We start from the raw sequence: 25,427 nt of genomic DNA, 5'->3' as shown, positions 1-25,427 counted from the left end.
GTTACTCCTGTTCCACTTTAGGTGTTTGGTTTTTGCAAAGTGGAAAACCGAGTTCTTCACGTTTAGCATAATAAGATTCAGCACATGCTTTAGATAATGCTCTTACTCGTAATATATAACGCTGCCTTTCCGTTACTGAAATCGCATGACGCGCATCTAACAGGTTAAATGCATGTGATGCTTTCATTACTTGCTCGTAAGCTGGTAGCGGTAAATTAGCTTCATTTAAACGCTGACTTTCTAGCTCACATTGATCGAATTGTTTAAATAAAGCATCTACATCTGCATGTTCAAAGTTATAAGTTGATTGCTCAACTTCGTTTTGATGAAAAATGTCTCCATATAGCACTTTACCCATAGGGCCATCAGTCCATACCAGGTCGTAGATACTATCTACGTTTTGTATGTACATAGCTAAACGCTCTAGACCATAAGTGATCTCACCTGTTACAGGCGCACACTCTAATCCACCTACTTGTTGAAAATAAGTAAACTGAGTAACTTCCATACCGTTTAACCAAATTTCCCAGCCCAGACCCCAAGCACCTAATGTTGGAGATTCCCAATTATCTTCTACGAATCTAATATCATGTACTAATGGATCTATACCTAACTCTTTTAAAGAATTTAAATATAGCTCTTGAATGTTTTTAGGTGACGGTTTCAACATAACTTGAAATTGATAGTAATGTTGAAGTCTATTTGGGTTTTCACCATATCGACCATCTGTAGGACGTCTACAAGGTTGCACATACGCACTACTCATTGGCTCTGGGCCTATAGCTCGTAAAAATGTCATAGGATGGAATGTTCCCGCTCCTACTTCTAGATCTAACGGCTGAATAATTACACAGCCTTGTCTTGCCCAATAATCTTGTAACTGTAAGATTAAACCTTGAAATGTTTTTATATTAAACGTACTCATGAATATCCAGTTTTCAATAGGGTTATAAGTTTATATTTTAATATCAATTATACGCATTGTGCTTTTGTTAGCCTAGCCATGTGATACATATTTATTGATTATTTTTATCTTTAATTATTTAGTGCTGAAATAAACACCCGGACATCAATATTAAAAATAAACCTTTTAGTATTAGATAAAAAAAAGCCATTCTTTTAAAGGAATGGCTTATATCTAATTGATTTAAATAAGTTTTACTTATATATCTAAGTTAGCAACTTTAAGCGCGTTCTCTTCAATAAAGTTTCTTCTCGGTTCTACATGATCACCCATTAAACAGGTAAACAATTGATCGGCAGCAATAGCATCATCGATTGTAACTCGTAACATTCTACGAGTTTCAGGGTCCATTGTAGTTTCCCATAATTGACTAGGGTTCATCTCACCTAGTCCTTTATAGCGTTGAATATATTGACCACGTTTAGATTCAGCCATTAACCAATTTAGAGCTTCTTCAAACTCAGATACAGGTTTAACTTTTTCGCCACGCTTAATATAACCACCTTCTTCAATTAAACCATTAATTGAAGTATTTAAATCTACAATAGCTTTAAACTCATTAGATTCAATAAACTCGTAACTACAGTTATATTCAGTATCAATACCATGTTTACGCACAATAAAGCTTGGGTAGAATATTTGTCTTTCTGGATCTTTTTTAACAACTACTGAGTAAATAGATCCATTACCATCTTGGTCGTCTAACTGTTTAAGTAAGTCAGCAGTCCATTCATCAACTTTAGCTTCATTGTTAAAGTCTTCTTTAAGAATAGGTTTTGAATAAATCATTTTCTCTAGAATGTCAGCTGGAATTTGTCTTGATACGCGTTTAATGGTATCCATTGTTGTTCTGTACTGTTTTACTAAAGTTTCTAATGCTACACCTGTTATTGCCGGTGCAGATTCGTTTACATGTAATTCGGCATTATCTAAAGCAAGTGTAGTTAGGTACTCTGTTAGACCTTCATCATCTTTAATGTATCTTTCTTGCTTACCTTTTTTAACTTTATATAACGGTGGTTGTGCAATATAGATATAACCACGTTCCATAATTTCAGGCATTTGACGATAGAAAAATGTTAATAATAAAGTACGTATGTGTGATCCATCAACATCGGCATCCGTCATAATAATGATACTGTGGTATCTTAATTTATCTGGATCATATTCATCTCTACCAATACCACAACCTAGTGCTGTGATTAATGTGCCTACTTCTTGTGAAGATATCATTTTATCAAAACGTGCTTTTTCTACGTTTAATATTTTACCTTTCAATGGAAGTATTGCTTGGTTTTTTCTGTTTCGCCCCTGCTTGGCTGATCCGCCAGCAGAGTCCCCTTCCACTATATATAGTTCAGATAGTGCTGGATCTTTTTCTTGGCAATCAGCTAACTTACCCGGTAAACCAGCAATATCTAAAGCACCTTTACGTCGAGTCATTTCTCGTGCTTTACGTGCTGCTTCACGAGCTCTTGCTGCATCAACTATTTTCATAATAATTGTACGTGCAACAGCAGGTTTTTCTAATAAGTATTCACCTAATTTTTCGCCCATAGCTTGTTCAACAGCCGTTTTAACTTCTGATGATACTAGCTTGTCTTTGGTTTGTGATGAAAATTTAGGGTCTGGTACTTTAACTGAAATTACAGCAGTTAAACCTTCACGTGCATCATCACCTGAGGCATTAGTTTCAGTACTTCCACCTTTTTTAGTTTTATTCAAACCTTCTTTAACCATATAGCTATTTAATGTTCTGGTTAATGCTGTTCTAAAACCACTTAAGTGAGTACCACCATCGCGTTGTGGAATATTGTTAGTAAAACAATGAATGTTTTCTTGGAATCCATCGTTCCATTGCATAGCAACTTCTACAATAATTCCATCGTCTTTAGCTAAATCAAAATAAAATATTTCTTCATTTACAGGTGTTTTATTGGTATTTAAGTAATCAACAAATGCTTGAATACCACCTTCAAAATGGAAGTGATCTTCTTTACCTTCTTCTCTGTCATCAATTAATTTTATTGATACACCTGAGTTAAGAAATGAAAGTTCACGTATACGCTTAACGAGTAAGTCATAATGAAATAGAACATCAGAGAATGTTTTTGAGCTTGGCCAAAACCTTACTTCTGTTCCTGTTTTATCACTAACACCAATTTCAGCTAATGGAGCTTCAGGCTCACCATGATGATAAGTTTGCTCATAAAGTTTACCTGCTCGACGGATGTTAAGTTTTAATTTATCACTAAGTGCATTTACAACCGAAATACCAACACCATGTAAACCACCAGAAACTTTATAACCTGAATCATCACCGCCAAACTTACCACCGGCATGTAATACCGTCATAATAACTTCAGCTGCAGATACTCCTTCTTCAGGATGTAATTCAGTAGGAATACCACGACCATCATCTCTTACAGATACTGAACCGTCTAAATGTATTCTTACTACAATTTCACTACAATGACCTGCTAATGCTTCATCAATTGAGTTATCTAAAACTTCAAATACCATATGATGTAATCCAGATCCATCATCTGTATCACCTATATACATACCAGGTCTTTTACGAACTGCATCTAGACCTTTTAGTACTTTTATACTGGCCGAATCATATTCATTTTCTATTGTCATAGCTATTAGCCTATTTCACTCATTTCAAAAATTTTACCATGTTTCACGTGAAACATTTTGTAATTAAGGTCATCAGGAACCAAAGGTTCAATCGCGACTTTATCTATTGCTGTAATAATTACTTGGCAATTTAGTTGATTGATGGCTTCGTTCAAAACAGTTCTTGATTGAGAATCTAGCTCTGCCCCAACATCATCTATCAATAAAATTGGTTTTACTCGTTTTACTTTTTCTATAAGTTTTGCTTGAGCAAAAGTTAAAGCGAGTAAAAACAACTTTTGTTGTCCTCTAGAAAGTTGATTTTCTATTGGTTGTTTTTGCATAAGAAAACGTACATCAAACTTATGAGTTCCTGAAATTGAATATCCTAGTGCAATTTCACGTGTACGATTACTTTGTAAAACATCTTCAAGTTTAGTATTTTGTCTCCAACCCTGAAAATATTGTATTTCTATATTCTTATATATATTGGGTAATAATAACTGAGCCCATATAGCAAACTCTTCTTTAAAACTGTTTATATATTTAACTCTTAATTCGGAAACATTATTTGAATGAATACAAAAAACCTCATCCCAATATTTAATACCTTCTAAATTATGACCCGATCTTAGATAGGCATTCCTTTGTTTTAGTATACGACTAAATTCTTTCCATTCTGTAGAAAATGATTGTTCCACGTGAAACAATCCTAAATCAACAAATCGTCTTCTCTCTTTAGGTCCACCAAAAAATAATTTAAAACTTTCTGGAGTAATAATCTGAACAGCAATATTTTTGGCAAGTTCAGATAGTTTATTATGCCTTTCACCGTTAATTTTAATTTCTGTCTGATTAGAAATAAAATTTCTAGAAATGCCTATTTGTGTGTCTAAATCATCTTTAACACTAACAACAAAAGTAGACTGATTAAATGATACTAAATTTTCAACTTTTGTAGTTCTAAAAGATTTACCATGCCCCAGAAAAAAAATAGCTTCTAAAAAACTACTTTTTCCACTTCCATTATCACCTATCAAAAAATTTAAATATGGATGTAAATCTGTTTTACATTGTTCAATATTACGAAAATTACTAGTAATTAATCGAACTACACTCATTACAAACGCATAGGCATAACAACATACGTTGCTTCACCAGTATCAGCACCTTCAATAACTACACTGCTATTCGCATCAGCAAGGGTAAATTTAACATTTGTATCTTTTATTGCATTAAGTACATCTAACACATAACTTACGTTAAACCCTACTTCAACATCTTCAAATGGAAAGTCAATTTCAACAACTTCTTCAGCTTGTTCTTGCTCAGGGTTATTTGCCGTAATTTTAAGTTCAGTGCTTGAAAAATTAAGTCTTACGCCTCTAAATTTTTCATTAGATAGAATAGCTGCACGAGATAAAACTTGTCTCATTTCTTCACGGCTAGTTTGTAAAATTTTATCACCATTACGTGGTAACACTCTTCTATAATCAGGGAAACGACCATCAACTAACTTACTCGTAAATGAAAATTCTGTATCAATAATACGAATATGATTTGAACCTAAAAATACTTTTACTGTTTCTTCTAACGGATCAAGTAATCTGATTATTTCTAAAATACCTTTACGAGGTACTATGACTTGTCTGGTAGGTAAAGATAAAGTGTCGTTTGAAATTTTACATATTGCTAAACGGTGACCGTCTGTTGCAACAGAACGTATTTCATTACCTTCAGTTTCAATCGACATTCCATTTAAGTAATAACGAACATCTTGATTAGCCATTGAAAAATGCGTACTTTCGATCAATCTCAAAAATTCTGATTTTAATAATTGAAATTCTACATCACCCTGCCATTCTTCAATATTTGGAAAATCATCAGCGGATAAAGTGGAAAGTGAATATTTACTTCGGCCTGTTGAAATTTTAATAATTTCATTTTCTAATTCGAACTCTAAAAGTGAATCATCTGGTAAGCTTTTACAAATGTCTAAAAGTTTTCGAGCAGGAATTGTAACTTTAGCATCTTGTGCGTGGTTATCAATTTGAGCATAAGAAACCATTTCAAGCTCTAAATCTGTAGCTGTTAGAGTAAGTGATTGCCCACTAACCTCCAACAATACATTACTTAAAATGGGTAATGTACTTTTTCTTTCAACAGCGCCAGAAACAAGTAACAACGGTTTTAAAAGTGATTCCCTATTTATTGAAAACTTCATTTTTATACCTATAAAAATTTTAATTAACTAATTAAGATGAAAGTGTTCTTATCAAGTTTGAATAATCTTCTTTTATGTCATGAGTTTCTTCTCTTAAAGATTTAACTTTACGACATGCATGTAAAACAGTTGTATGATCTCTTCCGCCGAAAGCATCACCAATCTCAGGTAAGCTATGATTTGTCAGTTCTTTAGAAAGTGCCATAGCAATTTGTCTTGGACGAGCAACCGATCTATTACGCCTTTTAGATAACAAATCTGAAACTTTAATTTTATAATATTCAGCGACTGTTCTTTGTATGTTATCAATTGTGACAAGTTTATCTTGAAGTGCAAGTAAATCACGTAAAGCCTCACGAACAAAGTCTATTGTTATAGCTCTACCCGTAAAATTAGCGTTTGCCACAACTCTATTCAAAGCACCTTCGAGTTCACGTACATTAGATCGAAGACGTTTAGCTATAAAAAAAGCAACTTCGTCTGCTAAATTAATATTACTCTCTTCTGCTTTGCGTTTTAATATAGCAACACGCGTTTCTAATTCAGGCGGTTCAATTGCAATAGTAAGGCCCCAACCAAAACGAGATTTAAGTCGATCTTCAACATCAACTTCTTTAGGGTAACGGTCACTCGTTAAAATAATTTGCTGATTACCTTCAAGTAATGCATTAAAGGTATGAAAAAACTCTTCTTGAGTACGATCTTTACCAACAAAAAATTGAATATCATCAATCAATAACGCATCAACTGAACGGTAAAATTGCTTAAATTTTTCCATTTCATTATTTTGTAAAGCACGAACCATATCTTGAACAAAACGTTCAGAGTGCATATAAGCTATTTTTGCATCAGGATTATTAGCTAAAATACCATTACCAACAGCATGCAATAAATGTGTTTTACCTAAGCCTGTACCACCATAAATAAATAATGGATTATAAGCTGAACCTGGATTATCTGCTACTTGAGAAGCTGCGGCTCTAGCTAATTGATTTGATTTACCTTCTACAAAATTATCGAAAGTATATTTATCGCGAACGTTTGCTGTTTTAGGTAAGGTAGATTCAGACGGTGTTTTAGATTTTTTCACTGTATTAGATTGTGGTGTAGGTACTTTACTCACCACTTGATCTGCGTTATTTACAGGAATACTACCCACATCAAAGCGTAACATAGGCGGGTTTGTAGGATCGTTTAATGCAACAAGTTCGTTTAAACGATTTAAATATTTATCTCTTACCCAATCTAATACAAATCGATTAGGTGCAAACAGCGTTACAACATTGTTATCTATAATGCATTGAAGTGGGCGAATCCACATACTAAATTGTTGAGCAGGCAATTCTTCTTGTAAGATAGACAGACAACGTTGCCAATGTGATTGATCCAACCAAAACTCCTAAGATGCCAAGTTTATTTTTTTACTATAAATAAAAAGTAGAGCAAAATAAAATGACGTAAAACTATTAAAATTATTATCTATTAGTAGCATTATCTACGTAGTTATCCACAAGTTCAATATTGACATTTACAATAAATTAATAAACAGCAATAAAATATACTTAACAAATTGATTATTATTGAATTAATAATTAAATAATAATAATATTTTGATACTAAAACCGCGCAATAATCACATTGAATTAGCCAACATTAATCAGTAAAAAAGTTTATATGTGATGAAACTGTGGATACTTAAAGTTTTATACTGAAGATCAGTCAAGGATCCTTTTTAAAAATACCTATACTTCATGTTGACGCCTACAATTAATCTGTATATAATTCTGCCTCTTTTTTAGACCAGTGTGCTCATTTTAAGGCGACTTGCCAGGGCAACAACAACCGACGGATTAGCGTAATGAAAAGAACATTTCAACCTAGTGTATTAAAGCGTAAACGCAACCACGGCTTTCGTGCTCGTATGGCAACTAAGAACGGTCGTGCAGTTATTGCACGTCGTCGTGCTAAAGGCCGTGCAAGCTTAAGCGCATAATCTCTTTTTTGATTTATCAAATAGAGTTCGAGTAACTACCATGGTTACTTATGAATTTAATCGGGAGTCACGTTTGTTGACTCCCGGTCAATTCCAATCAGTATTTACTAAACCATTACGTTTTGGTTCTAGTCATATAACAATTCTTGTCATCCAAAATTCTAATAAACTTAATCGTTTGGGTTTAGCTATAGCTAAAAAAAGAGTTAAGTTAGCTGTTCAAAGAAATAGAATTAAACGAGTAATTCGAGAAAGTTTTCGTTTAAATCAGCACAACCTCCCCCATATAGATATAGTTGTTATGGTAAAATCAGGTACTGATAAACTAGACAACAAAGAAATTAATCAACAATTAGAAAAAATATGGCGAAAAATAATTCAGCGCCACAAAGTACAGTAATTTATATAATAAAAGCTTACCAACGCTTGCTAAGTCCTTTATTGGGCAACAATTGTAGATTTAATCCAACATGTTCTTTTTATGCTATTGAAGCAATTAATCGCTTTGGAGTGTTAAAAGGTTGTTGGTTAGCGAGCAAACGTATACTAAAATGCCACCCACTTAATGCGGGAGGATCTGATCCCGTGCCACTATCAAAAAAAGAGAAATAATTCATTATGGAATCTCAACGCAGTTTTTTGTTTATTGCGCTAATGGTTGTTACCTATTTATTATTTACTGAATGGCAAAAAGATAATGCCCCAGTAATTGAACAACCAGCACAAGTACAAACTAATACTATTCAAAATGCTAACGGCGAATATATTCCCGAATCATCCACTAATAGCGCCGTAATTCAAGAATCAATTAATCCTGTTAAACAGCTTGTATCTGTAAATACAGATGTTTTAGCAATAAAAATTGATACTCGTGGTGGTGATATTGTTGAAGCTAAATTATTAGAATTTAATACCGAACAAGGTAATGGAATTCCATTTACATTAATGCAAAATGGTCCAAAAAAATATGTAGCACAAAGTGGATTAATTGGTGAACAAGGTATAGATCGTGTTATTAAAGGTCGTCCAATTTATCAAACTCAAGCGACAACGTATGAACTAGCAGATAAAGATTCAATAGCTGTTGATTTAAACTTTGTAACCTCTGATGGATTAGCTGTAACCAAACGCTTCACCTTTAATAAAGCAAGCTATAGCGTTAATGTTGAATACATCATTAAAAATAACACTGCAGCTGTCGCTAGTGTGCAAATGTATGCTCAACTAAAACAATCAACGTTAGTAGAAAGCGGCTCAGCACTTATGCCAACATATAATGGTGCCGCATATTCTACAACAGATGAAAGATACGAAAAGTATGGTTTTGATGATATAGCAGAGAAGAAGTTATCTCTTTCAACCATAGGTGGTTGGATTGCAATGTCAGAACATTACTTTGTATCATCATGGATACCAAATAAAGACGATTTAAATCAGATTTATACTACATACACTTCAAATCAAGATGCAGTAATTGGCTACAAAGCACCTGTAATTTCAATACAACCAAATAGTCAAGCAACAACGTCTGCTATTTTATATGTAGGACCAAAAGATCAAGACGTACTTGAAACAATAGCTCCAAACTTAGATCTTACAATTGACTACGGGTTTTTATGGATGATCAGTAAAGCATTGTTCTGGTTACTAATACAAATTCAATCTATTGTATCAAACTGGGGCTTAGCTATTATAGTAATTACCTTAATAGTTAAAGGTGCTATGTACCCGCTAACAAAAGCGCAGTATACCTCTATGGCTAAAATGCGTGCTTTAGCGCCTAAAATGACTCAATTAAAAGAACGTTTTGGTGATGATAGACAAAAAATGTCTCAAGCCACAATGGAAATGTACCGTAAAGAAAAAGTAAACCCAGCTGGTGGTTGCTTACCTTTACTTATTCAAATGCCTATATTCTTAGCTTTGTATTGGGTATTTTTAGAAAGTGTTGAATTACGTCATGCACCTTTCATGTTATGGATACAAGATTTATCAGCAATGGATCCTTACTACGTATTACCTGTACTTATGGGTATCAGTATGTTTGTAATGCAAAAGATGCAACCTATGACAATACAAGATCCAATGCAACAAAAAATAATGCAATACATGCCTGTCGCCTTCTCAGTATTCATGGCATGGTTCCCATCAGGTTTAGTGCTTTATTGGTTTATAAGTAACTTAATATCAATAGCACAAATGAAAATAATATTTTCAGGATTAGAAAAAGCGAAAGCTAAAGAATAAATTTAGTAAGCAAGTAAATAAAGGTGACTCAGGTCACCTTTTTTTCATCAATAATTTCTACATCCCCTTCCACATAATAATTCACATCATGCATATTTAAATACTTTAGGGTTATAATACGCACAAAATGAAAGCGTTAAATCGAGTAATAAATGAGTGAATTAAGTTTATCTAATCTAGCCAAAGAAACCATTGCAGCACAAGCTACTGCACCAGGTAGAGGTGGAGTTGGCATTATCAGAGTATCTGGTCCAGAGGTACAAAATGTAGCTAAAGCTATTTTAAGTAAAGTACCTGAACTTAGAAAAGCTGAATATCTTCCATTTAAAAACTTAAAGGGTGAAACTTTAGATCAAGGCATAGCATTATATTTTAAAGGCCCTAATTCATTTACTGGTGAAGATATTATTGAATTTCAAGGACACGGTGGCCCTGTAATATTAGATATGCTACTCAAAGAAATTTTATCCTTGCCTAAAGTCAGAATGGCAAACCCAGGTGAATTTAGTGAACAAGCATTTTTAAACGATAAGTTAGATTTAACACAAGCAGAAGCCATTGCTGATTTAATCAATTCAAGTTCAGAACAAGCGGCTAAATGCGCACTTAACTCTCTTCAAGGTGACTTCTCTAAACTTATTAATCAACTGGTTGAAGATACAATTCATTTAAGAATGTACGTAGAAGCAGCGATAGACTTTCCAGAGGAAGAAATTGATTTTCTCGCTGATAAAAAAGTCGTCGATAAGCTTAAAAGTATCATTACCCAAGTAATTGATGTACGTAAACAAGCACAGCAAGGTGCCATTATTAGAGAAGGTATGCGTGTTGTTATTGCAGGTAGACCTAATGCTGGTAAATCAAGCCTACTCAACTCCCTTAGTGGTAAAGAAAGCGCAATCGTAACAGATATAGCAGGTACAACCCGCGACGTGTTATCGGAGCAAATCCATATTGATGGTATGCCATTGCATATTATTGATACCGCTGGACTACGAGAAAGCACAGATAAAGTAGAACAAATAGGTATTGAGCGTGCATGGAACGAAATCAACCAAGCTGATCGTGTATTACTTATGGTGGATTCATCACTAAATATTGATGAGGATCCTAAACAGCAATGGCCAGAATTTTTTGCTAAATTACCTGAAAAAATAGGTTTAACCGTTATTCGCAATAAAGCAGACATTAGTAAAGCTCAAACAGGATACTCAAACCCAAACAATACGCCTACCATTACATTATCAGCTAAAAATGGTGACGGTGTAGATGTACTAAAAGAACATTTAAAAGAGATTATGGGCTACCAAGGAAGTACTGAAGGCGGCTTTATGGCTCGTCGTAGACATTTATCTGCATTAGAGAAAGCACATCATCATTTAGAAATTGGATTAGAACAACTTGAATCTTATGTTGCAGGTGAAATACTCGCCGAAGAATTAAGGTTTTGCCAAGAAGAACTTAACCAAATAACAGGTGAATTTACTAATGATGACTTACTAACAGAAATATTTTCATCATTCTGTATAGGTAAATAGCACAATTAACAACGAGTAAAAATCACTTATTTATGAGATAAATATGAATTCATATCAAATTATTGTTGGCAGTATGTTAGGTGGAACTGAGTACGTAGCTGAAGCTTGTGAAGAACAATTAAACGCTTTAGGACATCAAACTCAGCTGCATTTAACACCTAATTTTGAAGAAATAGAAAATAAAAACACAAATTGGCTCATTTGCACTTCAACTCACGGTGCTGGAGATTACCCTGATAATATTCAAAAATTTGTTTTAGATCTTGAAAACTGCACACAGGATCTAACAAGTATTAATTATATGATCATAGGGGTTGGTGATCGTAATTATGATACTTATTGCTTAGCTGCTAAAAATATAGATAAACTATTAAATTCAAAGGGTTGTATAAGAATAGCGACAATAAAGCTATTAGATATGTCACAAGATATAGATCCAGAAGATCTTGCTCAATGCTGGATTACTGAAAATAAAGATCTATTGTAATGATCTTACTAAGAAGTTATTCACAGAATTACAAAAATAAAACATGTAATGTGTATAACTCTGTGATTAAGCTATTATTTTCTTATTATTATTCAGTGTATATAAATAAAATTTATTCTCCTTGTGGATAACAGGCCTTTTTGATCATAGGTTTAAAGTTAAATGATCCAAGGTTGTAAACAAGCTTTATAGTAGCCTAAGTAATTGAAATAAAATCTATAAAAGGACTTATCAACAGAAAAAAGGATCCTTAATAAGTAATAACAACAAGATCTTTAAAAAGATCTTATATATATTTAAGAAGATCATACTAAGATCTTTTTCGGTATTTGATCATTCCCCTCCCCTCAAAAACAAGCTAAAATACGCTCCCTAATTTGAAAAGATCATTAATCTAAAGGTTAAAAAATTTATGTGGTATCAAGAAACTTATGACGTGATTGTTGTTGGCGGTGGACACGCCGGAACAGAAGCTTGTTTAGCTGCTGCACGTATGGGTTGTAAGACATTATTGTTAACTCATAATATTGACACTTTAGGACAAATGTCATGTAACCCAGCAATTGGTGGTATTGGCAAAGGTCATCTTGTAAAAGAAATTGATGCTTTAGGTGGATTAATGGCTACTGCAACAGATCATGCTGCAATCCAATTTAGAACCTTAAACGCGAGTAAAGGCCCAGCAGTAAGAGCAACCAGAGCTCAAGCTGATAGATTATTGTATAAATCTTTTGTTAGAAACACTTTAGAGAACCACGAAAACTTAACTATTTTTCAACAACCTTGTGACGATCTTATTCTAGAAAACGATGTTGTAGTGGGTGTTTCAACACAAATGGGATTAAAGTTTAAAGCTAAATCTGTCGTTTTAACTGTAGGAACATTCTTAGCAGGTCAAATACATATTGGCTTAAATAACTATCAAGGTGGCCGTGCTGGAGATCCTGCAAGTGTTAACTTGGCTAAAAGCTTAAGAGACATGCCCTTTAGGATCGATCGTTTAAAAACAGGAACACCTCCTAGACTAGATGCTAGAAGCTTAAACTTTTCAGTAATGCAAGAACAACCAGGTGACGATCCTAGACCCGTATTTTCTTATATGGGAAATAGATCCCAACATCCTGAACAAATCTCTTGTTTTATTACACATACAAATATTAAAACACATGACATCATTCGCGGAGGTCTAGATCGCTCTCCAATGTACACAGGTGTTATTGAAGGTATTGGACCAAGATATTGTCCATCCATTGAAGATAAAATACATCGTTTTTCAGATAAAGACTCTCATCAAATATTTGTTGAACCTGAAGGTTTAACAACACATGAAATTTACCCTAACGGTATTTCAACAAGTTTACCATTTGACGTACAAATGGACTTAGTAAGATCAATTGTAGGTTTTGAAAATGCTCACATTACAAGACCTGGTTATGCTATTGAATATGATTATTTTGATCCTAGAGATTTAAAACAGACTCTTGAAAGTAAATTTATTAATAACCTATATTTTGCTGGCCAAATAAATGGAACAACAGGATATGAAGAAGCAGGTGCTCAAGGCTTAATAGCAGCAACAAATGCTGCAGCACGTGTTCAAGGCAAAGAAGAACTTATTTTAGGTCGTGATGAAGCATACATGGGTGTACTCATTGATGACTTAGCAACATTAGGTACTAAAGAACCTTACAGAATGTTTACTTCTCGTGCAGAATATCGATTATTACTTCGAGAAGATAACGCTGATATCCGCTTAACTGAAAAAGGTTATAAGCTTGGTTTAGTAAATGAAGCTCGTTGGAAACGTTTTAATGAAAAAATGGAAAATGTAGAGCAAGAACGTCAACGTCTAAAATCAACGTGGATCCATAAAGATCATGCAGCAGTAAATGATATTAATCCTTTATTAAAAACACCTATAAGTAGAGAAAATAGTTTAGAAGATTTATTACGTCGTCCTGAAGTTAATTATAGCGATCTTATGAGTATTGAAAGTTTAGGACCTAAATTAGAAGATATTCAAGCTTCTGAACAAGTAGAAATTCAAATAAAATATGCTGGATATATTGAACGTCAACTTGAAGATATAGCGAAAAAGAAAAAACATGAACTTACATTAATACCAAATGATTTTAATTTTTCACAAATTTCTGGGCTATCAAATGAAGTTATTGCAAAATTAACAGATACACGACCAGAAACTATCGGTAAAGCTTCGCGAATTTCAGGTATTACTCCCGCTGCAATTTCGTTATTATTAGTTTATCTAAAAAAGCATGGTTTATTACGTAAATCAGCTTAACCTTTAACCATATGAGCTAGTAATTTAAATAATGTTAACCGATAAATTAAAAACACTGTTAAAAGAAACACAATTACAGCTCACTGATCAGCAAGTTAAATTACTTATTGATTACGTTGAATTATTAAATAAATGGAATAAAACTTATAATCTAACCTCCATTCGTGATCCACAAGATATGATTATTAAACATATTATGGACAGTTTAATGATAGGCCCTTTACTAGAGGGCCAATATTTTATAGATGTAGGAACAGGCCCCGGTTTACCAGGAATTCCATTAGCTATAGCTTATCCAGATAAAGAATTTGTTTTATTAGATAGTTTAGGTAAGCGTATTACCTTTTTAAAACAGGTTACTTATCAACTATCCCTTAAAAATGTTACACCAATTCAATCAAGAGTAGAAAAATATCAACCTGAAAAACCATTTGATGGTGTTTTAAGTAGAGCATTTTCTTCACTTAATGATATGGTTACCTGGTGTGATCATTTAGTATCGAAAGATCATGGAAAATTTCTAGCCTTAAAAGGACAATTTCCAACAGATGAAATTGAAAATTTACCTACTAACGTAAAAATGATAAAAAGTCATACTATAATTGTTCCTCAGTTAAATGCTGAAAGACACTTAATTGAATTAGTTAAAATACAATAAAATATTGTAACCGAGAAATTCGAGGGATTTGTGGGAAAAATAATTGCAGTAGCTAATCAAAAAGGAGGCGTTGGTAAAACAACAACCTCAGTAAATTTAGCTGCATCTTTGGCTGCTACAAAAAGAAAAGTATTACTTATAGATCTTGATCCTCAAGGTAATGCATCAATGGCAAGTGGTGTCGATAAATATGATGCTCCTGCCACATGTTACGAATTACTTGTAGATGAAAAACCTTTTGAAGAAGTTGTTATTACAGAAACAACAGGTCTTTATCATTTAATTGCTGCAAATGCTGACGTAACAGCAGTAGAAATTAAATTAATGGAAGTCTATTCAAGAGAACAACGATTAAAAAGAGCATTAGCTAAAGTAAAAAATGACTATGAGTTTATTATAATAGACTGCCCTCCATCATTAAATATGCTTACTGTAAATGCTATGACTGCCGCAGATTCTGTTTTAGTACCCATGCAATGTGAATACTACGCATTAGAAGGTTTAACGGCATTAATGGATACTATTTCTCAATTAACTTCTGTTGTTAATGGAAATCTACATATAGAAGGTATTTTACGTACCATGTATGATCCAAGAAATAGATTAGCTAATGATGTATCTGAACAACTTAAGCGACATTTTGGTGATAAAGTGTATAGAACAGTTATCCCAAGAAATGTTCGTTTAGCTGAAGCACCAAGCTTTGGTTCACCAGCAATGTATTACGATAAATCGTCTACAGGCGCTAAAGCCTATTTAGCATTAGCCGGCGAAATATTACGTAAAAATGAAAAGAAAGCTAACAAAGAAACCGTAACAAGTTAACATTCAAGGAAAACTATGAGTCCAACTAAACGCAGAGGATTAGGCCGTGGTCTAGATGCCCTATTAACATCGGTACCTAAGGACTCATCTGCTAATTCATCATCAGATCCTCAAACAAGTGAACTTCAAAACCTTCCTATTGAATTACTTCATACCGGTAAATATCAGCCGCGTAAAGATATGTCTGATGAAGCATTAATTGAATTATCAAATTCAATTAAATCGCAAGGAATTATTCAACCTATTGTGGTTCGACAAACAGATCATGAAGAATATGAAATTATTGCGGGTGAAAGACGTTGGAGAGCAGCACAACTTGCTGGTTTAGAATTAGTGCCTTGTTTAGTAAAAGATGTCCCTGATGAATCTGCTGTTGCTATGGCGTTAATTGAAAATATTCAACGTGAAGATCTTAATGCTATGGAAGAAGCTATAGCGTTAGAAAGACTTTTAATTGAGTTTGAATTAACTCATCAAGAAGTGGCAGATGTTGTTGGAAAATCAAGAACAACAGTTAGTAATTTATTACGTTTAAATAACTTAAATAGTGAAGTTAAAACATTTTTAGAACATGGTGATCTTGAAATGGGTCATGCGCGAGCATTACTTGGTCTTTCTGATGATGAACAAACGAACACAGCGAGAATTGTGGTCGCTAAAGAATTAACCGTTAGAGAAACTGAAGCACTAATAAAAAAATTACAAGAACCTGTAAAAGAAATTAAAGCTAAAGAAATAGATCCCGATACACAATCGTTAGAACAAAGCTTATCAGAAAAAATAGGTTCACAAGTTTCAATTTCTCATAATAAAAAAGGTAAAGGTAAGCTTGTAATTTCTTATACTAATTTAGATGAACTTGATGGAATAGTGGCACGATTTAATACTCAATAAAGACTTTAAATGAGTATATAACTATTAATGATAGTAAAGATAAAATAATTCGCACAATAATAGGGCTTACGTAGCCCTATTTTGTTGCATTAAAAACGCAATTAAGTATACTTGCGCAGACTTTTAATGTTTAAAGTATTTACTTTAAACATCTATATGTTTTACGAATATTTTCGTACGGAGCTTTTAGTGAATCTCTTTGTAGAAAGCGAGTTAGCTAAACCTGGGTTGAAATTAGCGTTTAAACAAATACTAATTACCTTTATTGTTGTAATAAGTATTACAGTCAGTATTTATATTATTTGGGACCAAGATTCTGCCAAATCAGCGTTAATTGGTGGTTTGATTGGAATTATACCTAACATAATATTTGCACTTAAAGCATTTAGATATGCGGGTGCAAGATCAGCTAAAAAAGTGGTTGAATCCTTTTTTAGCGGTGTAAAAATAAAGATGGTATTAACGGCAATTTTATTTTCACTAGCCTTTAAGTTTTTAGTGATAGAGCCGCTTCCTTTATTTGGCATGTTTTGTTTAGTAATGGTTATGCCGTTACTACAACCAATTATTAATAAACAATAATTGGCATAGTTTTTTTAAACTTTAATCATTAGGGTAATTTAATATGGCTTCAGGTGCTGAAATAACCAGCCAAGAATATATTAAACATCATTTGCAAAATCTTACTGTGGGCGAAGGCTTTTGGGCTGTTCACATAGATACGCTAGGATGGTCAATATTTTTAGGCTTAGTTTTTCTTTACATTTTCCGTTCAGTTGCTAAAAAAGCAAACTCGGGCGTACCAGGAAAACTGCAATGTGCAGTAGAAATGGTAGTAGAATTTGTAGACGACAGTGTAAAAAGTACGTTTCATGGTAAAAATCCAGTTATTGCGCCTTTAGCATTAACTATTTTTGTTTGGGTATTACTAATGAACGCAATGGATTGGGTACCCGTTGACCTTATTCCACGTATTTTTGAGTTGTTTGGTGTTCATTATATGAAAGCTGTACCAACAACTGATCCAAATATGACTTTTGCATTAGCATTAGGTGTGTTTGTTCTTATTATTTACTATTCAATTAAAGTAAAAGGTGTCGGTGGATTCATTAAAGAATTAACAACTCAACCTTTTGGACATTGGTCTTTATATCCAGTGAACTTTATTCTTGAAATGGTTACCTTATTAGCTCGTCCATTATCATTAGCGTTACGTTTATTTGGTAACTTATATGCAGGTGAGTTGATATTTTTACTGATTGCGACAATTGGTTTATTCCAATTGCCAGTACACTTTTTATGGGCAGCGTTCCACTTGTTGGTTATCCCATTACAAGCGTTTATTTTTATGATGCTAACGATTCTTTATTTGAGTCTTGCGCATGAAGATCACTAACTCTTCGGGACTGAGTTAGAACGACACTAGTCGGGCCGAAGGGTTTAGGGCAGGAAGCCCGTAAAAACAAATTTTTAACTTTAAACTTTAACTTAAATAATCGGAGATAAATATGTTATATATCGCTGTTGCTTTACTAATCGGTTTAGGTGCTTTAGGTACCGCTATCGGTTTTGGTTTACTAGGTGGCAAATTCTTAGAGTCTGCTGCACGTCAACCTGAATTAGCACCTCAACTTCAAGTAAAAATGTTCATCGTAGCAGGTCTTATTGATGCTATCGCAATGATCGGTGTTGCTATCGGCTTATACCTATTATTCGCAGTTGGTGCTTAATTTTTTTTAAGTTGTTATTTACGCGAATTAGAATAGGAGATACATAAATGAATCTTAATATGACCTTAGTTGGTGAATTAATCGCATTTATCGTATTCGTAATTTTTTGTATGAAGTTTGTATGGCCACCAATTATTGGTGCTATAGAAGCGCGTCAAGCGACTATCGCTGACGGACTTGCTGCTTCAGATCGTGCTGCTAAAGAACTTGAGCTTGCTCAAGAGAAAGCAACAGCACAACTAAGAGAGGCGAAAGCTCAAGCTGCTGACATTATTGAAGCAGCTAAGAAGCGTGAAACTCAATTGGTAGAAGAAGCTGCAGTTAAAGCCCAAGCTGAGAAAGAAAAAATCTTAGCGTCAGGCCATGCAGAAATAGAAACAGAACGTAATCAAGCAAAAGAAGAACTTCGTCAACAAGTTGCAGCTTTAGCTGTAGCTGGCGCAGAGAAAATTCTTGAACGTTCAATCGATGCCGCTGCACATAGCGACATTTTAGATAAACTTGTAGCTGAACTTTAAGAGGGATAGAGCTTATGTCTGAATTGACAACCGTTGCTCGTCCCTACGCTAAAGCAGCGTTCGATTTTGCTGTTGAAGCAAATACCATTGATAACTGGTTATCTATGTTAGTATTTGCTGCAGAAGTTTCTGAAAATGAAACAATGACAAACTACCTTAGTGGTGGTGTGTCTTCTGATCAAGCTGCAGACTTATTTTTAAAAGTTTGTGAAGATCAACTCGATAGCAATGGCCAAAACTTTATAAAAGTAATGGCAGAAAATGAACGTTTGTTGGTACTACCACAAGTTCTTATTCAATTTAGTATTTTAAAAGCTGAATATGAAAAAGAAGTTACTGTGGATGTAACATCTGCTGTTGAATTAGTAGCGGATCAAGTAACTACATTAAGTGCCGCGCTTGAAAAGCGTTTGGCTCGAAAAGTAAAGCTCAATTGTATTGTAGACGCGAACGTGGTTTCTGGCTTAATAATTAAAGCTGGTGACATGGTAATAGATGGTTCAATACGAGGTAAATTGAGCCGCTTAGCAACAACAATGCAATCATAACGGGGACAGAGCATGCAACTGAATTCCACTGAAATCGCCGAACTGATCAAAAATCGTATTGAAAAGTTTGACGTAGTTAGTGAAGCTCGTAACGAAGGTACTATCGTTTCTGTAACTGACGGTATCATTCGCATCCATGGCCTTGCAGATGTAATGCAAGGTGAGATGATCGAACTTCCTGGCAGCCGCTTCGCAATAGCGTTAAACCTAGACCGAGATTCGGTAGGTGCGGTAGTTATGGGCCCATATGCGGACCTAGCTGAAGGCGTAAAAGTTAAAAGTACTGGCCGTATTTTGGAAGTACCAGTAGGACGTGGCTTATTAGGCCGCGTAGTAAACACATTAGGTGAACCTATTGACGGAAAAGGACCTATCGAAAACGATGGTTTCTCTCCTGTTGAAGTAATGGCACCAGGTGTTATCGAACGTAAATCTGTTGATGAACCTGTACAAACAGGTATTAAATCAATTGATGCAATGATTCCTATCGGTCGTGGTCAACGTGAACTTATCATTGGTGACCGCCAGATCGGTAAATCAGCGATTGCACTAGATGCAATCATCAACCAGAAAAACACAGGCATTAAGTGTGTTTATGTAGCTATTGGTCAAAAAGCCTCTACTGTTGCGAACTTAGTTCGTTCTTTAGAAGAGCACGGCGCGTTAGATAATACTATCGTTGTTGTTGCCGGTGCTTCTGAGGCTGCTGCATTACAATACTTATCAGCTTACTCTGGTTGTACTATGGGTGAATACTTCCGTGACCGCGGTGAAGATGCGTTAATCGTATATGATGATTTGTCAAAGCAAGCAGTTGCTTACCGTCAAATTTCATTATTATTACGTCGTCCGCCAGGTCGTGAAGCATACCCAGGTGACGTTTTCTATCTTCACTCTCGCTTATTAGAACGTGCTGCTCGTGTAAACGAAGCTTACGTTGAGAAATTCACTAATGGTGAAGTTAAAGGCAAAACAGGTTCTTTAACAGCATTACCAATTATTGAAACTCAAGCGGGTGATGTATCAGCATTCGTACCAACAAACGTTATTTCAATTACCGATGGTCAGATCTTCTTAGAATCTAACCTATTTAACTCAGGTATTCGTCCTGCTGTTAACGCCGGTATCTCTGTATCACGTGTTGGTGGTGCTGCTCAAACGAAAATCATCAAGAAACTTGGTGGTGGTATCCGTTTAGCATTAGCACAATATGCTGAGTTAGCCGCATTTGCTCAATTTGCATCTGATTTAGATGACGCGACTCGTGCTCAATTAGAGCATGGACAACGTGTTACTGAGTTGATGAAGCAAAAGCAATACAGCCCATTATCAATCGCTGAAACAGCCGTATCATTGTTTGCCGCAGAAAAAGGCTATTTAAATGATGTTGCTATTGAAAAAGTAGTTGATTTTGAAGATGCACTTCGTTCATACGTGAACAGTGATCACGCTGAGCTTATGGCTACTATCAACGAAAAAGGTGACTATAACAAAGATATCGAAGCTGGTTTAGCTAAAGCAATTGAAGCTTTTAAAGCTACTCAAACTTGGTAATTTAGTTAACCTTTTCGCGGAGAATTAGTCATGGCTGGTGGTAAAGAGATTAAATCAAAGATCGGAAGTGTAAAAAACACACAGAAGATCACCAGCGCAATGGAAATGGTTGCAGCTAGTAAAATGCGCAGAGCGCAAGATAGCATGGCTGCATCTCGTCCATACGCTGAAAATATGCGAAATGTGATCGGTCACATCGCGCTTGGTAATTTAGAGTTCAATCATCCTTATATGGTTGAACGCGAAGTTAAGCGCGTAGGTTATATCGTTGTATCAACAGACCGTGGTTTGTGTGGTGGTTTAAATATTAATTTATTTAAACAAGTACTTGCTGATGCTGGTAAACAGCAAGCAGCTGGCGCCGAAGTTGAATTTGCAGTTGTTGGCTCTAAAGCTACTGCATTTTTCAACAATATGGGTGCTAAAATCACTTCACAAATTTCAGGTTTAGGTGACGAACCTTCACTTACTGATTTAATTGGTAGTGTGAAAGTGATGTTAAATGCCTATGATAATGGTGATATAGATAAGTTGTTTGTTGTGTATAACAAGTTTGTTAATACAATGACGCAAAAACCGACAATCGATCAACTTTTACCTTTGCCTAAGTCAGATGATGACGCAATTAAGCATCGCTGGGATTATATATACGAACCAGATGCTCAAGCTTTGCTTGAACAACTACTTGTTCGTTATACAGAGTCTCAAGTATATCAAGGTGTGGTTGAAAACCTCGCATGTGAACAAGCCGCTCGTATGATTGCAATGAAAGCTGCAACAGATAATGCGGGTGACTTAATTGATGATTTACAATTGGTATATAACAAAGCTCGTCAAGCAAGTATTACTCAAGAATTGGGTGAAATTTGTGCTGGCGCGGCAGCGGTATAAGCAAAGGTTCTTTGTTTATTTTATTAGTAAATAAGAGCACAAGATTAGAGGATTAAACATGAGTACAGGTAAAGTCGTCCAAATCATTGGCGCAGTTGTGGATGTAGAATTCCCACAAGATGCTGTACCTCAGGTATATGACGCATTAAATATAACCGAAGGTGACCTTAGTGGCTTAGTACTAGAAGTACAACAGCAACTTGGTGGTGGCGTAGTTCGTACTATCGCTATGGGTTCTTCAGATGGTTTGCGTCGTGGTCTGAACGTAGTAAACACAGGTGATAACATTCAAGTTCCAGTTGGTACTGCAACTTTGGGTCGTATCATGAACGTTTTGGGTGAGCCTATTGATGAAGCTGGCCCAATCGGCGAAGAAGAAAAATGGTCAATTCACCGTGCGGCTCCAGCTTATGCTGACCAAGCGATGTCTAATGAACTATTAGAAACTGGTATCAAAGTAATCGATTTAGTATGTCCATTCGCTAAGGGTGGTAAAGTTGGTTTATTCGGTGGTGCTGGTGTTGGTAAAACCGTTAACATGATGGAACTTATTCGTAACATCGCGATTGAGCATAGCGGCTACTCAGTATTTGCTGGTGTAGGTGAGCGTACTCGTGAAGGTAACGATTTCTACCATGAAATGAACGATTCTAACGTACTTGATAAAGTATCGTTAGTTTACGGCCAAATGAACGAGCCTCCAGGAAACCGTTTACGTGTAGCGTTTACTGGTTTAACAATGGCTGAAAAATTCCGTGACGAAGGTCGTGACGTATTATTTTTCGTAGATAACATCTACCGTTATACACTTGCTGGTACAGAAGTATCTGCATTGTTAGGTCGTATGCCATCAGCCGTTGGTTACCAACCAACACTTGCTGAAGAAATGGGTGTTCTTCAAGAACGTATTACGTCTACGAAGAAAGGTTCAATCACTTCAATCCAAGCGGTATACGTACCTGCAGATGATTTAACCGATCCATCACCAGCTACAACCTTTGCTCACTTAGATGCAACAGTTGTACTTTCTCGTGACATCGCTTCGCAAGGTATCTACCCTGCAATCGATCCACTAGATTCTACTTCGCGTCAATTAGATCCGTTAGTAGTAGGTGCTGAGCATTATGAAACAGCTCGTGGCGTTCAATCTACATTACAACGTTATAAAGAACTTAAAGATATCATTGCTATCTTAGGTATGGATGAGTTATCAGAAGAAGACAAGCTTGCGGTAAACCGTGCTCGTAAGATTCAACGTTTCTTATCACAACCGTTCTTCGTTGCTGAAGTATTCACAGGTTCTCCTGGTAAGTACGTATCACTTAAAGACACTATCAGTGGCTTTAAAGGATTACTTGCTGGTGAATTTGATGATTTACCTGAGCAAGCTTTCTACATGGTTGGTTCTATTGAAGAAGCAACTGAAAAAGCTAAAAACATGTAATGAAGGCTGGCGACTAACTGCTTAAGTAAACTACTAAGTCTATTTAGTCGCCCATTTGGAGGTCAACATGGCAATACTTTCTGTAAATCTTAATGTAGTAAGTGCTGAAGAGAGCATATTCTCTGGTAGCATAGAATCATTACAGATAGCAGGTAGCGAAGGTGAATTAGGTATTATGCCTGGTCACGCACCTTTGCTGACCTCACTAAAACCTGGTATGGCAAGAATCGTTAAGAAAGGTGGTGACGAAGAAGTTATTTACCTTTCTGGCGGTATGCTTGAGGTTCAACCAAACAATGTTACTGTATTAGCAGATGTAGCTATACGTGGTGATGATTTGGACGAAGAAGCTGCATTACAAGCTAAAGAAAGAGCAGAAAAGCACTTAAATGATCATGGCGGAGACGTCGATTATGCAGAAGCTGCATCTGAATTAGCTCGTGCAGTAGCACAATTACGTGTTATCCAAGCTTCAAGTAAAAAATAGTTTAAACTTTAACACTTAGTTTTAGTGATACAAAAAGGCGACCTTTACGTTAAGTAAGTGGTCGCTTTTTTTATGGGAAAATAGTTACAATAGACAAGCAATACATCTTTAATCTGATAATGGAATAAAAAAATGTCTCTTTCAGTCGTAATCTTAGCCGCAGGTAAAGGTACTCGCATGCGATCTTCTTTACCTAAAGTGTTACACCCTATAGCGAATAAACCTATGGTAAATCATGTCATCGATGCTGCTAGGCAGGTTAATGCTGAAAATACCTACGTAGTCTATGGGTTTGGCGGCGATGTACTTAAAGCTAAAGTACAAGGTGATGACTTAACTTTCGTAGAACAAAAAGAGCAATTAGGTACTGGACATGCAGTTGATATGGCATCACCATTTTTAAAAAATGATGAAGATGTATTAGTACTATACGGTGATGTACCACTTACAAAGGTTTCTACCTTAAATAGATTGATTGATGCTAAACCTGAAAACGGTATGTCATTGTTAACGGTTCATTTAGGTAATCCTAATGGTTACGGTCGTATAATGCGTAATAACAACACCGTTGTTGGTATTGTTGAACAAAAAGATGCTAACGCTGAGCAATTATTAATTAATGAGTGTAACACTGGAATTCTACTAGCGAATGGTGGTGATTTAAAAAGATGGCTTGCAAACTTATCAAACGATAATGCTCAAGGCGAATATTACCTTACTGATATTATTGCTGCTGCTCATCAAGAAGGTAAAAAAATAGCTACAGCGCATCCTGATAGCGAAATAGAAGTAGAAGGTGCAAATAACAGAGTTCAATTAGCATCACTTGAAAGAGCTTTTCAATATCGTCAAGCAGAAGAATTGATGATTGCAGGTGCAAGTATACTTGACCCAAATCGTATCGATATTCGTGGTGAAGTAACCGTAGGTCAAGAAATTACAATAGATGTGAATTGTATTTTTGAAGGTAAAGTTACAATAGCTGATGGTGCAAGAATAGGTGCAAACTGTATTATTATTGATAGTACTATTGGTGAAAATGCAGAAATTAAACCTAATTCAGTTATTGAAGGCGCAATTATAGGCGAAAATGCTTCTGCTGGTCCTTTTGCTCGTATTCGTCCAGGTTCTGAATTAAAGCAAAATGCCCATATTGGTAATTTTGTTGAAATGAAAAAAACTGTATTAGGTGAAGGCTCTAAAGCAGGTCATTTATCTTACTTAGGTGATACTGAAATAGGTAAAAACTCTAATATAGGTGCAGGCACAATTACCTGTAATTATGATGGTGTTAATAAATTTAAAACCATTATCGGTGACAATGCTTTTATTGGTTCAAATGCATCAATCGTAGCGCCTGTGAATATTGGTAATATGGCAACAACGGCAGCTGGTTCAACTATAGTAAAAGATGTGAAGGATGATGAACTAGCCGTTGCTCGTGGTAAACAACGTAATATAGATGGTTGGCAGCGTCCCACTAAAAAATAATTATAATAAA

25 protein-coding genes are annotated in these 25,427 nt (G+C 35.2%); 20 read left to right on the top strand and 5 right to left on the bottom strand.

Going from position 1 to position 25,427, the window contains the following annotated elements; all coding sequences use genetic code 11:
- Position 1: 1 nt before the first annotated feature.
- The 5 genes from glyQ to dnaA all read right to left on the bottom strand — a co-directional run bounded on the left by glyQ (position 2) and on the right by dnaA (position 7,200).
- Entirely contained in the window at positions 2–925 is a 924-nt protein-coding gene (gene glyQ / locus AC0L5Q_RS13555) for a glycine--tRNA ligase subunit alpha (RefSeq protein ID WP_473609538.1), read from the bottom strand.
- A gap of 237 nt (positions 926–1,162) precedes the next feature.
- Positions 1,163–3,607 (bottom strand): DNA topoisomerase (ATP-hydrolyzing) subunit B, encoded by a 2,445-nt coding sequence (gene gyrB / locus AC0L5Q_RS13550; RefSeq protein ID WP_473609536.1) that lies wholly within the window; start codon positions 3,605–3,607, stop codon positions 1,163–1,165.
- Between the two features lie 5 nt (positions 3,608–3,612).
- Positions 3,613–4,707, bottom strand: coding sequence for a DNA replication/repair protein RecF (gene recF, locus AC0L5Q_RS13545; protein ID WP_473609533.1), 1,095 nt, complete (start codon positions 4,705–4,707; stop codon positions 3,613–3,615).
- Entirely contained in the window at positions 4,707–5,810 is a 1,104-nt protein-coding gene (gene dnaN / locus AC0L5Q_RS13540) for a DNA polymerase III subunit beta (RefSeq protein WP_473609529.1), read from the bottom strand. Before dnaN ends, recF begins: the two co-directional genes overlap by 1 nt.
- A 31-nt stretch (positions 5,811–5,841) precedes the next feature.
- Complete coding sequence (gene dnaA / locus AC0L5Q_RS13535; RefSeq protein WP_473609526.1) at positions 5,842–7,200, bottom strand: chromosomal replication initiator protein DnaA; 1,359 nt, start codon at positions 7,198–7,200, stop codon at positions 5,842–5,844.
- Positions 7,201–7,668: 468 nt separating this feature from the next.
- On the opposite strand from dnaA, the gene rpmH reads away from it, so the two are divergent.
- From rpmH to glmU, 20 genes are all read left to right on the top strand, one after another.
- Positions 7,669–7,803, top strand: coding sequence for a 50S ribosomal protein L34 (gene rpmH, locus AC0L5Q_RS13530; protein ID WP_033080930.1), 135 nt, complete (start codon positions 7,669–7,671; stop codon positions 7,801–7,803).
- Between the two features lie 40 nt (positions 7,804–7,843).
- The gene (gene rnpA / locus AC0L5Q_RS13525; RefSeq protein WP_473609519.1) at positions 7,844–8,203 is read left to right on the top strand and encodes a ribonuclease P protein component; all 360 of its coding nucleotides are present in this window, start codon (positions 7,844–7,846) and stop codon (positions 8,201–8,203) included.
- Positions 8,167–8,415: a membrane protein insertion efficiency factor YidD gene (gene yidD, locus AC0L5Q_RS13520; protein ID WP_473609515.1), complete on the top strand. Its 249-nt coding sequence runs from the start codon at positions 8,167–8,169 to the stop codon at positions 8,413–8,415. The genes rnpA and yidD overlap by 37 nt, the downstream gene beginning before the upstream one ends.
- Before the next feature lie 6 nt (positions 8,416–8,421).
- Positions 8,422–10,050, top strand: coding sequence for a membrane protein insertase YidC (yidC, locus tag AC0L5Q_RS13515; RefSeq protein WP_473609511.1), 1,629 nt, complete (start codon positions 8,422–8,424; stop codon positions 10,048–10,050).
- A 152-nt stretch (positions 10,051–10,202) separates the two neighbouring features.
- Positions 10,203–11,588 carry a tRNA uridine-5-carboxymethylaminomethyl(34) synthesis GTPase MnmE gene (gene mnmE, locus AC0L5Q_RS13510; RefSeq protein ID WP_473609507.1) on the top strand — a complete coding sequence of 462 codons (1,386 nt, stop codon included), beginning with the start codon at positions 10,203–10,205 and terminating at the stop codon, positions 11,586–11,588.
- 43 nt (positions 11,589–11,631) lie between these two features.
- On the top strand, positions 11,632–12,075 hold the full coding sequence (locus tag AC0L5Q_RS13505) for a flavodoxin domain-containing protein (RefSeq protein ID WP_473609503.1): 444 nt from the start codon (positions 11,632–11,634) through the stop codon (positions 12,073–12,075).
- 412 nt (positions 12,076–12,487) lie between these two features.
- Positions 12,488–14,377: a tRNA uridine-5-carboxymethylaminomethyl(34) synthesis enzyme MnmG gene (gene mnmG / locus AC0L5Q_RS13500; RefSeq protein WP_473609499.1), complete on the top strand. Its 1,890-nt coding sequence runs from the start codon at positions 12,488–12,490 to the stop codon at positions 14,375–14,377.
- Between the two features lie 31 nt (positions 14,378–14,408).
- Positions 14,409–15,035, top strand: a complete 627-nt coding sequence (gene rsmG, locus AC0L5Q_RS13495) for a 16S rRNA (guanine(527)-N(7))-methyltransferase RsmG (RefSeq protein ID WP_473609496.1) — start codon at positions 14,409–14,411, stop codon at positions 15,033–15,035.
- A gap of 30 nt (positions 15,036–15,065) precedes the next feature.
- Positions 15,066–15,860, top strand: coding sequence for a ParA family protein (locus tag AC0L5Q_RS13490; protein WP_473609492.1), 795 nt, complete (start codon positions 15,066–15,068; stop codon positions 15,858–15,860).
- Positions 15,861–15,875: 15 nt separating this feature from the next.
- Positions 15,876–16,754, top strand: coding sequence for a ParB/RepB/Spo0J family partition protein (locus AC0L5Q_RS13485; protein ID WP_473609488.1), 879 nt, complete (start codon positions 15,876–15,878; stop codon positions 16,752–16,754).
- A gap of 189 nt (positions 16,755–16,943) precedes the next feature.
- Positions 16,944–17,336 (top strand): ATP synthase subunit I, encoded by a 393-nt coding sequence (locus AC0L5Q_RS13480; protein ID WP_473609484.1) that lies wholly within the window; start codon positions 16,944–16,946, stop codon positions 17,334–17,336.
- Positions 17,337–17,379: 43 nt separating this feature from the next.
- Entirely contained in the window at positions 17,380–18,150 is a 771-nt protein-coding gene (gene atpB / locus AC0L5Q_RS13475; RefSeq protein WP_077339676.1) for a F0F1 ATP synthase subunit A, read from the top strand.
- Between the two features lie 112 nt (positions 18,151–18,262).
- Positions 18,263–18,484, top strand: a complete 222-nt coding sequence (atpE, locus tag AC0L5Q_RS13470; RefSeq protein ID WP_076417406.1) for a F0F1 ATP synthase subunit C — start codon at positions 18,263–18,265, stop codon at positions 18,482–18,484.
- A gap of 47 nt (positions 18,485–18,531) precedes the next feature.
- Positions 18,532–19,002, top strand: coding sequence for a F0F1 ATP synthase subunit B (gene atpF, locus AC0L5Q_RS13465; protein ID WP_473609475.1), 471 nt, complete (start codon positions 18,532–18,534; stop codon positions 19,000–19,002).
- Positions 19,003–19,016: 14 nt separating this feature from the next.
- Entirely contained in the window at positions 19,017–19,550 is a 534-nt protein-coding gene (atpH, locus tag AC0L5Q_RS13460) for a F0F1 ATP synthase subunit delta (protein WP_473609471.1), read from the top strand.
- Positions 19,551–19,562: 12 nt separating this feature from the next.
- On the top strand, positions 19,563–21,104 hold the full coding sequence (gene atpA / locus AC0L5Q_RS13455) for a F0F1 ATP synthase subunit alpha (protein WP_473609467.1): 1,542 nt from the start codon (positions 19,563–19,565) through the stop codon (positions 21,102–21,104).
- 30 nt (positions 21,105–21,134) lie between these two features.
- Positions 21,135–21,995 (top strand): F0F1 ATP synthase subunit gamma, encoded by an 861-nt coding sequence (gene atpG, locus AC0L5Q_RS13450; protein WP_077339682.1) that lies wholly within the window; start codon positions 21,135–21,137, stop codon positions 21,993–21,995.
- A gap of 58 nt (positions 21,996–22,053) precedes the next feature.
- Positions 22,054–23,439, top strand: a complete 1,386-nt coding sequence (gene atpD, locus AC0L5Q_RS13445) for a F0F1 ATP synthase subunit beta (protein ID WP_077339684.1) — start codon at positions 22,054–22,056, stop codon at positions 23,437–23,439.
- A gap of 67 nt (positions 23,440–23,506) precedes the next feature.
- A complete protein-coding gene (locus tag AC0L5Q_RS13440) occupies positions 23,507–23,926 on the top strand; it encodes a F0F1 ATP synthase subunit epsilon (RefSeq protein WP_077339686.1) in 420 nt (139 codons plus the stop codon).
- Positions 23,927–24,058: 132 nt separating this feature from the next.
- Complete coding sequence (glmU, locus tag AC0L5Q_RS13435; RefSeq protein ID WP_473609456.1) at positions 24,059–25,417, top strand: bifunctional UDP-N-acetylglucosamine diphosphorylase/glucosamine-1-phosphate N-acetyltransferase GlmU; 1,359 nt, start codon at positions 24,059–24,061, stop codon at positions 25,415–25,417.
- The last annotated feature ends 10 nt before the right edge of the window (positions 25,418–25,427 follow it).

Source organism: Pseudocolwellia sp. G5-9 (assembly GCF_055808995.1).
Note: the sequence above shows the minus strand (reverse complement) of the source record. Positions and strands in the feature narration are given on the sequence as shown.

Bases quoted from the DNA above. Each gene is read 5' to 3' on its own strand.
- rpmH (WP_033080930.1), top strand. From the start codon at position 7,669: ATGAAAAGAACATTTCAACCTAGTGTATTAAAGCGTAAACGCAACCAC.
- atpH (WP_473609471.1), top strand. From the start codon at position 19,017: ATGTCTGAATTGACAACCGTTGCTCGTCCCTACGCTAAAGCAGCGTTC.
- glyQ (WP_473609538.1), bottom strand. From the start codon at position 925: ATGAGTACGTTTAATATAAAAACATTTCAAGGTTTAATCTTACAGTTA.
- atpE (WP_076417406.1), top strand. From the start codon at position 18,263: ATGTTATATATCGCTGTTGCTTTACTAATCGGTTTAGGTGCTTTAGGT.
- gyrB (WP_473609536.1), bottom strand. From the start codon at position 3,607: ATGACAATAGAAAATGAATATGATTCGGCCAGTATAAAAGTACTAAAA.
- mnmE (WP_473609507.1), top strand. From the start codon at position 10,203: ATGAGTGAATTAAGTTTATCTAATCTAGCCAAAGAAACCATTGCAGCA.
- atpF (WP_473609475.1), top strand. From the start codon at position 18,532: ATGAATCTTAATATGACCTTAGTTGGTGAATTAATCGCATTTATCGTA.
- atpB (WP_077339676.1), top strand. From the start codon at position 17,380: ATGGCTTCAGGTGCTGAAATAACCAGCCAAGAATATATTAAACATCAT.
- rnpA (WP_473609519.1), top strand. From the start codon at position 7,844: ATGGTTACTTATGAATTTAATCGGGAGTCACGTTTGTTGACTCCCGGT.
- recF (WP_473609533.1), bottom strand. From the start codon at position 4,707: ATGAGTGTAGTTCGATTAATTACTAGTAATTTTCGTAATATTGAACAA.
- yidD (WP_473609515.1), top strand. From the start codon at position 8,167: ATGGCGAAAAATAATTCAGCGCCACAAAGTACAGTAATTTATATAATA.
- dnaN (WP_473609529.1), bottom strand. From the start codon at position 5,810: ATGAAGTTTTCAATAAATAGGGAATCACTTTTAAAACCGTTGTTACTT.
- mnmG (WP_473609499.1), top strand. From the start codon at position 12,488: ATGTGGTATCAAGAAACTTATGACGTGATTGTTGTTGGCGGTGGACAC.
- rsmG (WP_473609496.1), top strand. From the start codon at position 14,409: ATGTTAACCGATAAATTAAAAACACTGTTAAAAGAAACACAATTACAG.
- glmU (WP_473609456.1), top strand. From the start codon at position 24,059: ATGTCTCTTTCAGTCGTAATCTTAGCCGCAGGTAAAGGTACTCGCATG.
- AC0L5Q_RS13505 (WP_473609503.1), top strand. From the start codon at position 11,632: ATGAATTCATATCAAATTATTGTTGGCAGTATGTTAGGTGGAACTGAG.
- AC0L5Q_RS13440 (WP_077339686.1), top strand. From the start codon at position 23,507: ATGGCAATACTTTCTGTAAATCTTAATGTAGTAAGTGCTGAAGAGAGC.
- atpD (WP_077339684.1), top strand. From the start codon at position 22,054: ATGAGTACAGGTAAAGTCGTCCAAATCATTGGCGCAGTTGTGGATGTA.
- atpG (WP_077339682.1), top strand. From the start codon at position 21,135: ATGGCTGGTGGTAAAGAGATTAAATCAAAGATCGGAAGTGTAAAAAAC.
- atpA (WP_473609467.1), top strand. From the start codon at position 19,563: ATGCAACTGAATTCCACTGAAATCGCCGAACTGATCAAAAATCGTATT.
- yidC (WP_473609511.1), top strand. From the start codon at position 8,422: ATGGAATCTCAACGCAGTTTTTTGTTTATTGCGCTAATGGTTGTTACC.
- AC0L5Q_RS13485 (WP_473609488.1), top strand. From the start codon at position 15,876: ATGAGTCCAACTAAACGCAGAGGATTAGGCCGTGGTCTAGATGCCCTA.